The following is a 6,000-nucleotide window of genomic DNA, read 5'->3' on the forward strand; positions in this document are numbered from 1 at the left end:
GCAACCTCCCCGAACAGGATCCACTCTGAGTCGCGGACCCTGAGAGGGTTTGCACGGATGCCGAACGCATCGCCCGGCTCGCTCGTCACATCGCGTCCGAGCCGCGTTCGGCCTACCGGGCGCCTACAAGGACGCAGTATCGGTCCAGGCGCGGATCCCGACCTACGGCCTCGCGGACATCGTCGATTCGGTCGAGCCCTACGGCAGCATCATGGCCGGCGATTGGTCGACGGTGGCGCAGCGGGAGAAGCCGGCCGCGGCCGCTAAGACGGCGCCTGATACGGTGTCCGCCCGATCACCTCGGATCGAGCGGGCGCGACGGGCTCCCTCTCCTGGAAGGTGTAAGGACCTGCGATTCACCGCGTCACCGAACGGATCAGCCGGAAACCATATGAGGCGCCCTGATACGGCGCCGTCTCGGACGGGCGAGAGGATCCCCGGGTTCGGGCGGACGACGCAGGCGTTCAACGCATCCCGTTGCGGAACCCTTTCTCCGCCGGGCACAAAAAAACGGGCGCAGAAACCTGCGCCCGTTTTTGGTCGGTTCTGACGACGGGGTCACGCCTCGGCGGCGGGAACCTCGGACGCGGCGCCGGAGATCAGCTGCCAGGTCTTGGTCTTCGAGATCGGACGGCATTCCTCGATCGACACGGTCTGGCCGACCTTGGCCACGTTGCCTTCGTCGTGGGCGTGATAGTTCTTCGAACGACGGACGGTCTTCTTCATCACCGGATGGGTGAAGCGACGCTCCACCTTCACGACGACGGTCTTCTCGCCCTTGTCGCTGACGACGACGCCCTGCAATACGCGCTTCGGCATGGTGTACTCCTCAAGCCTGCGCGGACTTCAGCGTCTTCTGACGCTGAAGTGTACGGACGCGGGCGATATCGCGGCGGACTTCGCGGACCCGCGCGACGTTCTCGAGCTGGCCGGTGGCACCCTGGAAGCGCAGGTTGAACTGCTCCTTCTTCAGGTTCAGCAGCTCATCGCTCAGCTGATCGGGCGACAGGGCGGCGAGATCCGACTGTCTCTGTGACGACTTCATGATCCCCCCCCTCAGTCAGCGATGCGCTGAACGACGCGCGTGCGGATCGGGAGTTTGGCCGCGCCGAGGCGCAGGGCCTCCTTCGCGACGTCCTCGGCCACGCCGTCGACTTCGAACATGATACGACCGGGATGCACGCGGGCAGCCCAGAATTCGGGAGCACCCTTACCGGAGCCCATGCGGACTTCGGTGGGCTTGGCTGTGACCGGAACATCCGGGAAGATCCGGATCCAGACGCGGCCCTGACGCTTCATCTCGCGGGTGATCGCGCGGCGGGCCGCCTCGATCTGCCGCGCGGTGATACGCTCGGGCTCGACGGCCTTCAGGCCGAAGGTCCCGAAGTTGAGGTCGAAGCCGCCCTTGGCCGCACCGTGGATGCGACCCTTGAACTGCTTACGGAACCTGGTCTTCTTGGGTTGCAACATGGCAGCCTCTCAACACCTTTCTAGGGCGACGGGGTCACGAACACGCCGTTAGGCGTGCTCGCGCCGGCCGCGCTCGCGGCCACCCTCGCCATCGCGCTCGCGACGGCCGCCCGAACGGCCACCCTCTTCCTGCGCCTTCTTATCCTGTGCCATCGGGTCGTGCTCGAGGATCTCGCCCTTGAACACCCAGACCTTGATCCCGCACGTCCCGTAGGTCGTGAAGGCGGTGGCGACACCGTAATCGACATCGGCCCGGAGGGTATGCAGGGGCACGCGGCCCTCGCGGTACCATTCCTGGCGGGCGATCTCGGCACCACCGAGACGACCGGAGCAATTGATCCGGATGCCCTCGGCGCCGAGACGCATGGCCGACTGCACGGCACGCTTCATGGCGCGACGGAAGGCGACACGGCGCTCGAGCTGCTGGGCGATCGAGTCGGCCACCAGAGTGGCGTCGATCTCGGGCTTGCGCACTTCGACGATGTTGATCGTCACGTCGGCCTTGGTCAGGGTGCCGACGAGCTTGCGGAGCTTCTCGATGTCGGCGCCCTTCTTGCCGATCACCACGCCCGGACGACCCGAGTGGATGGTGACGCGGCATTTCCGGTGCGGACGCTCGATGACGATCTTCGAGACGGCAGCCTGCTTCAGCTGCTTCATGAGGGCGGCGCGGATCGCGACGTCCTCGTGCATGAGCTTGGCGTATTCACCCTTCTGGGCGAACCAGCGGGAGTCCCAGGTCCGGTTGATACCGAGCCGCAGACCGATCGGATTGACTTTCTGGCCCATCAGGTCCTCCTCACGCCGCTTCGGCGGTCGGGACTTCGCGCACCACGATGGTGAGGTTCGCGAAGGGCTTCAGGATGCGGGCGCCGCGGCCGCGGGCACGAGCGTGGAAGCGCTTGAGCACGAGGGCCTTTCCGACGAACGCCTGGGCGACGATTAGATCATCGACGTCCAGATTGTGGTTGTTCTCGGCGTTGGCGATGGCGCTCTCGAGGCACTTCTTGACCTCGCGGGCGATCCGCTTGCGGGAGAATTCGAGATCGGCGAGGGCCGACTCGACCTTCTTGCCGCGAATGAGCTGCGCGACGAGATTGAGCTTCTGGGGGCTGACGCGCAGCATGCGCGCGACGGCCTGAGCCTCGTTCTCGGGGAGCGCGCGGGGAGTGGCTGGCTTGCCCATGATCAGCGCCTCTTCGACTTCTTGTCGGCTGCGTGACCGTGGAAGGTACGGGTCGGCGAGAATTCACCGAACTTATGACCGACCATTTCCTCGGACACGTAGACCGGGATGTGCTTCTGCCCGTTGTGCACACCGAAGGTGAGCCCGACGAACTGCGGCAGGATCGTGGAGCGGCGGCTCCAGATCTTGATGACTTCGTTGCGGCTGGATCCGCGCGCGGTCTCAGCCTTCTTGAGGAGGTAGCCGTCGATGAACGGCCCCTTCCAGAGCGAGCGTGCCATGATGGTTACTTCTTGCGGTTGTGACGGCTGGACAGGATGAAGACGTCGGTCCGCTTGTTCGAGCGGGTCTTCTTCCCCTTCGTGGGAACGCCCCAGGGCGTGACCGGGTTACGGCCGCCGGACGTGCGTCCCTCACCGCCGCCGTGCGGGTGATCGACCGGGTTCATGGCGACACCACGAACGTGCGGGCGCCTGCCGAGCCAGCGGTTACGACCCGCCTTGCCGAGCGAGATGTTCATGTGGTCCGGGTTCGACACCGCGCCGACGCTGGCGAAGCACTGACCGTGGACCAGGCGCTGCTCGCCCGAGTTCAGGCGCAGAGTGACGTAGCCCTGGTCGCGCCCGACGATCTGAGCGTAGTTGCCGGCGGAGCGGGCGATCGCGCCGCCTTTGCCGATCTTCAGCTCGACGTTGTGGACGATGGTGCCGACCGGCATGTTGCCGACGGGGCCGGCATTACCCGGCTTGATGTCGACCTGCTCGGCCGCGATCACCTTGTCACCCGGCGAGAGACGCTGGGGCGCGATGATGTAGCTCTGCGTGCCGTCCGGGAAGGCGATCAGCGCGATGAACGCCGTGCGGTTCGGATCGTACTCGATCCGCTCGACGGTGGCGCTCACACCCATCTGAACGCGACGCTTGAAGTCGACGTTGCGCAGGGTGCGCTTGTGACCGCCGCCACGGAAGCGGACGGTGATGCGGCCGAGGTTGTTGCGGCCGCCGGACGACGACTTGCCCTCGGTGAGCTTCTTGACCGGCTTGCCCTTGTAGAGCTCACGGCGGTCGACGAGCACGAGCTGGCGAAGGCTCGGCGTGACCGGTTTGAATGTCTTCAAGGCCATCGGTGGTAATCCTTAACCCGACTTGTCTCAGAGGCCGGTCGTAACATCGATCGTTTCACCCTCGGCGAGGGTCACGATCGCTTTTTTCACGTCCGAACGCTGTCCGCGAAGCCCGCGGAAGATTTTCTTCTTGCCCTTGGTCACGAGCGTGTTCACGCCCGTCACCTTGACGTCGAACAGCTTCTCGACCGCTTCCTTGATCTGCGGCTTCGTCGCCTTCGGGGCAACCCGGAAAACGACCTTGTTCTGTTCGGTGAGGTTCGTTGCCTTCTCGGTGATGACCGGGGAGACGATGATGTCGTAGTGGCGCGGATCGGCACTCATTTGAAACGCGCCTCCAGCGCATCGATCGCTGCGCGCGTCAGCACGAGCTTGTCGCGACGCAGGATGTCGTAGACGTTGATGCCCTGGATCGGAAGCACGTCGATCATCGGGATGTTCCGGGCGGCGCGACCGAAGTTCACGTCGACCTCGGACCCGCTGATGAACAGCGCGCTCGACAGACCCATCTTCTCGAAGCGGGCGGCGAGGTTCTTGGTCTTGCCGTCCTCGAGCTTCACGTCGTCGATGACGATGAGGGTCGAATCCTTCACCTTCGCCGACAGGGCATGCTTGAGGGCCAGGGCGCGGACCTTCTTGGGCAGGTCGTGGGCATGGGAGCGCACGACCGGACCGAAGGCGCGTCCACCGCCGCGGAACTGCGGAGCGGAGGCGGCGCCGTGACGAGCGTTACCGGTGCCCTTCTGCTTGTAAAGCTTCTTGCGGGTCCGGTTGACGTCCGAGCGGTTCTTGACCGCATGGGTGCCGGCCTGACGCTTGGCGAGCTGCCAGCGCACCATGCGCTGGAGCAGGTCCACGCGGGGCTCGAGACCGAAGATGGTCTCGTCGAGCTCGACGGAGCCGGCTCCGGCGCCGTCGAGGGTGGTGATATCGAGCTTCATCACGCGTTCTCCTCGGAAGCGGGAGCCTCGGGAGCCGGGGCGTCGGAGACGGGCGAAGCGCCGAGCTCACGGAACTTGCCAGGCTGCGGAACGTCCGCGGGGAGCTTGCGCTTCACCGCGTCGCGAATCTGGATCCAGCCGCCGGCGACGCCGGGAACCGCACCCTCGACCAGGATCAGGCCACGCTCGACGTCCGTGCGGACGACGCGCAGGTTCTGGGTGGTCACCCGATCGACGCCCATGTGACCGGGCATCTTCTTGTTCTTGAAGGTCTTGCCCGGGTCCTGACGGCCACCGGTCGAACCGATCGAGCGGTGCGACACGGACACGCCGTGGGTCGCGCGCAGACCACCGAAGTTCCAACGCTTCATACCACCGGCGAAACCCTTACCCGTGGTGGTGCCCGTCACGTCGACGAACTGGCCCGGGATGAAATGGTCGGCGGTGATCTCGGCGCCGACCGGGATCAGCTTGTCTTCCGACACGCGGAACTCGGCGAGCTTCTGCTTGGGCTCGACCTTGGCGACCGCGAACCGGCCGCGCTCGGCAGCCGACACGTTCTTCACCTTGGCCTTGCCGACGCCGACCTGAAGGGCGACGTAACCGTTCTTCTCGACGGTACGGTGGGCAACCACCTGGCATTGATCGATTTTAAGCACCGTGACCGGAACATGTTCGCCTGCATCCGTAAAGATGCGGGTCATGCCGACCTTCTGTGCAATGACGCCTGAGCGCATAGGTGTCTCCCCTCGCGCGATTTACGGTAAGCTCTAAATCCCCGCGGGACTTAGAGCTTGATCTCCACGTCCACGCCGGCGGCGAGGTCGAGCTTCATCAGCGCGTCCACGGTCTGCGGCGTCGGATCGACGATATCGAGGACGCGCTTGTGGGTGCGCATCTCGAACTGCTCGCGCGACTTCTTGTCGATGTGCGGCGAGCGGTTGACAGTGAACTTCTCGATATGCGTCGGCAGCGGGATCGGACCACGGATGGTGGCACCGGTGCGCTTGGCCGTCGAGACGATCTCGCGGGTCGACGCATCGAGGATCCGATGATCGAACGCCTTGAGGCGGATACGAATATTCTGACCGTTCATGACCTAAACCTTGGCGGGGCGATATAGGGGCGGGCGCGAGGACCCGCCCCTCTGTCGTTCCCTGCAGACGTGACCGTGGGACGGAAGACTACTCGTTGATGGCGGCGACGACGCCTGCGCCGACGGTGCGGCCGCCTTCACGGATGGCGAAGCGCAGCTTCTCTTCCATGGCCACCGGCACGAT

At 65.0% G+C, this 6,000-nt stretch carries 11 protein-coding genes and 1 pseudogene; all 12 read right to left on the reverse strand.

Translation table 11 applies throughout. The features are described 5' to 3' along the window. Window positions 1-558: 558 nt before the first annotated feature. A complete protein-coding gene (gene rpsQ, locus ASF22_RS14375) occupies window positions 559-819 on the reverse strand; it encodes a 30S ribosomal protein S17 (protein WP_056265543.1) in 261 nt (86 codons plus the stop codon). A gap of 10 nt (window positions 820-829) precedes the next feature. Next, entirely contained in the window at window positions 830-1,045 is a 216-nt protein-coding gene (gene rpmC / locus ASF22_RS14380) for a 50S ribosomal protein L29 (protein ID WP_056171348.1), read from the reverse strand. A gap of 11 nt (window positions 1,046-1,056) precedes the next feature. Continuing rightward, window positions 1,057-1,470: a 50S ribosomal protein L16 gene (gene rplP, locus ASF22_RS14385; protein ID WP_055949287.1), complete on the reverse strand. Its 414-nt coding sequence runs from the start codon at window positions 1,468-1,470 to the stop codon at window positions 1,057-1,059. A 48-nt stretch (window positions 1,471-1,518) separates the two neighbouring features. Further along, entirely contained in the window at window positions 1,519-2,259 is a 741-nt protein-coding gene (rpsC, locus tag ASF22_RS14390; protein ID WP_055949284.1) for a 30S ribosomal protein S3, read from the reverse strand. A 10-nt stretch (window positions 2,260-2,269) separates the two neighbouring features. Continuing rightward, window positions 2,270-2,656: a 50S ribosomal protein L22 gene (rplV, locus tag ASF22_RS14395; RefSeq protein WP_056091586.1), complete on the reverse strand. Its 387-nt coding sequence runs from the start codon at window positions 2,654-2,656 to the stop codon at window positions 2,270-2,272. 2 nt (window positions 2,657-2,658) lie between these two features. Continuing rightward, window positions 2,659-2,937, reverse strand: coding sequence for a 30S ribosomal protein S19 (gene rpsS / locus ASF22_RS14400; protein WP_056091583.1), 279 nt, complete (start codon window positions 2,935-2,937; stop codon window positions 2,659-2,661). Between the two features lie 5 nt (window positions 2,938-2,942). Continuing rightward, complete coding sequence (rplB, locus tag ASF22_RS14405) at window positions 2,943-3,779, reverse strand: 50S ribosomal protein L2 (protein ID WP_056171350.1); 837 nt, start codon at window positions 3,777-3,779, stop codon at window positions 2,943-2,945. Between the two features lie 27 nt (window positions 3,780-3,806). Next, window positions 3,807-4,103 (reverse strand): 50S ribosomal protein L23, encoded by a 297-nt coding sequence (locus ASF22_RS14410; protein ID WP_056091577.1) that lies wholly within the window; start codon window positions 4,101-4,103, stop codon window positions 3,807-3,809. Then, the gene (rplD, locus tag ASF22_RS14415) at window positions 4,100-4,720 is read right to left on the reverse strand and encodes a 50S ribosomal protein L4 (protein WP_056091573.1); all 621 of its coding nucleotides are present in this window, start codon (window positions 4,718-4,720) and stop codon (window positions 4,100-4,102) included. The genes ASF22_RS14410 and rplD overlap by 4 nt, the downstream gene beginning before the upstream one ends. Beyond that, window positions 4,720-5,457: a 50S ribosomal protein L3 gene (rplC, locus tag ASF22_RS14420; RefSeq protein ID WP_056171354.1), complete on the reverse strand. Its 738-nt coding sequence runs from the start codon at window positions 5,455-5,457 to the stop codon at window positions 4,720-4,722. The genes rplD and rplC overlap by 1 nt, the downstream gene beginning before the upstream one ends. A 50-nt stretch (window positions 5,458-5,507) precedes the next feature. Beyond that, window positions 5,508-5,816 carry a 30S ribosomal protein S10 gene (gene rpsJ, locus ASF22_RS14425; RefSeq protein WP_018044230.1) on the reverse strand — a complete coding sequence of 103 codons (309 nt, stop codon included), beginning with the start codon at window positions 5,814-5,816 and terminating at the stop codon, window positions 5,508-5,510. An 88-nt stretch (window positions 5,817-5,904) separates the two neighbouring features. Next, window positions 5,905-6,000: pseudogene (locus tag ASF22_RS23165) on the reverse strand (elongation factor Tu); the annotation flags it as partial.

The sequence above is a fragment of the Methylobacterium sp. Leaf87 genome (genome assembly GCF_001422775.1).
In the GTDB taxonomy this organism is placed as follows: domain Bacteria; phylum Pseudomonadota; class Alphaproteobacteria; order Rhizobiales; family Beijerinckiaceae; genus Methylobacterium.

What these genes read in the sequence shown, in the direction of transcription:
- rplC (WP_056171354.1), bottom strand. Translation starts at nt 5,457, where the DNA reads ATGCGCTCAGGCGTCATTGCACAGAAGGTCGGCATGACCCGCATCTTT.
- rpsS (WP_056091583.1), bottom strand. Translation starts at nt 2,937, where the DNA reads ATGGCACGCTCGCTCTGGAAGGGGCCGTTCATCGACGGCTACCTCCTC.
- rpmC (WP_056171348.1), bottom strand. Translation starts at nt 1,045, where the DNA reads ATGAAGTCGTCACAGAGACAGTCGGATCTCGCCGCCCTGTCGCCCGAT.
- rplD (WP_056091573.1), bottom strand. Translation starts at nt 4,720, where the DNA reads ATGAAGCTCGATATCACCACCCTCGACGGCGCCGGAGCCGGCTCCGTC.
- rplP (WP_055949287.1), bottom strand. Translation starts at nt 1,470, where the DNA reads ATGTTGCAACCCAAGAAGACCAGGTTCCGTAAGCAGTTCAAGGGTCGC.
- rpsQ (WP_056265543.1), bottom strand. Translation starts at nt 819, where the DNA reads ATGCCGAAGCGCGTATTGCAGGGCGTCGTCGTCAGCGACAAGGGCGAG.
- rpsJ (WP_018044230.1), bottom strand. Translation starts at nt 5,816, where the DNA reads ATGAACGGTCAGAATATTCGTATCCGCCTCAAGGCGTTCGATCATCGG.
- ASF22_RS14410 (WP_056091577.1), bottom strand. Translation starts at nt 4,103, where the DNA reads ATGAGTGCCGATCCGCGCCACTACGACATCATCGTCTCCCCGGTCATC.
- rplV (WP_056091586.1), bottom strand. Translation starts at nt 2,656, where the DNA reads ATGGGCAAGCCAGCCACTCCCCGCGCGCTCCCCGAGAACGAGGCTCAG.
- rpsC (WP_055949284.1), bottom strand. Translation starts at nt 2,259, where the DNA reads ATGGGCCAGAAAGTCAATCCGATCGGTCTGCGGCTCGGTATCAACCGG.
- rplB (WP_056171350.1), bottom strand. Translation starts at nt 3,779, where the DNA reads ATGGCCTTGAAGACATTCAAACCGGTCACGCCGAGCCTTCGCCAGCTC.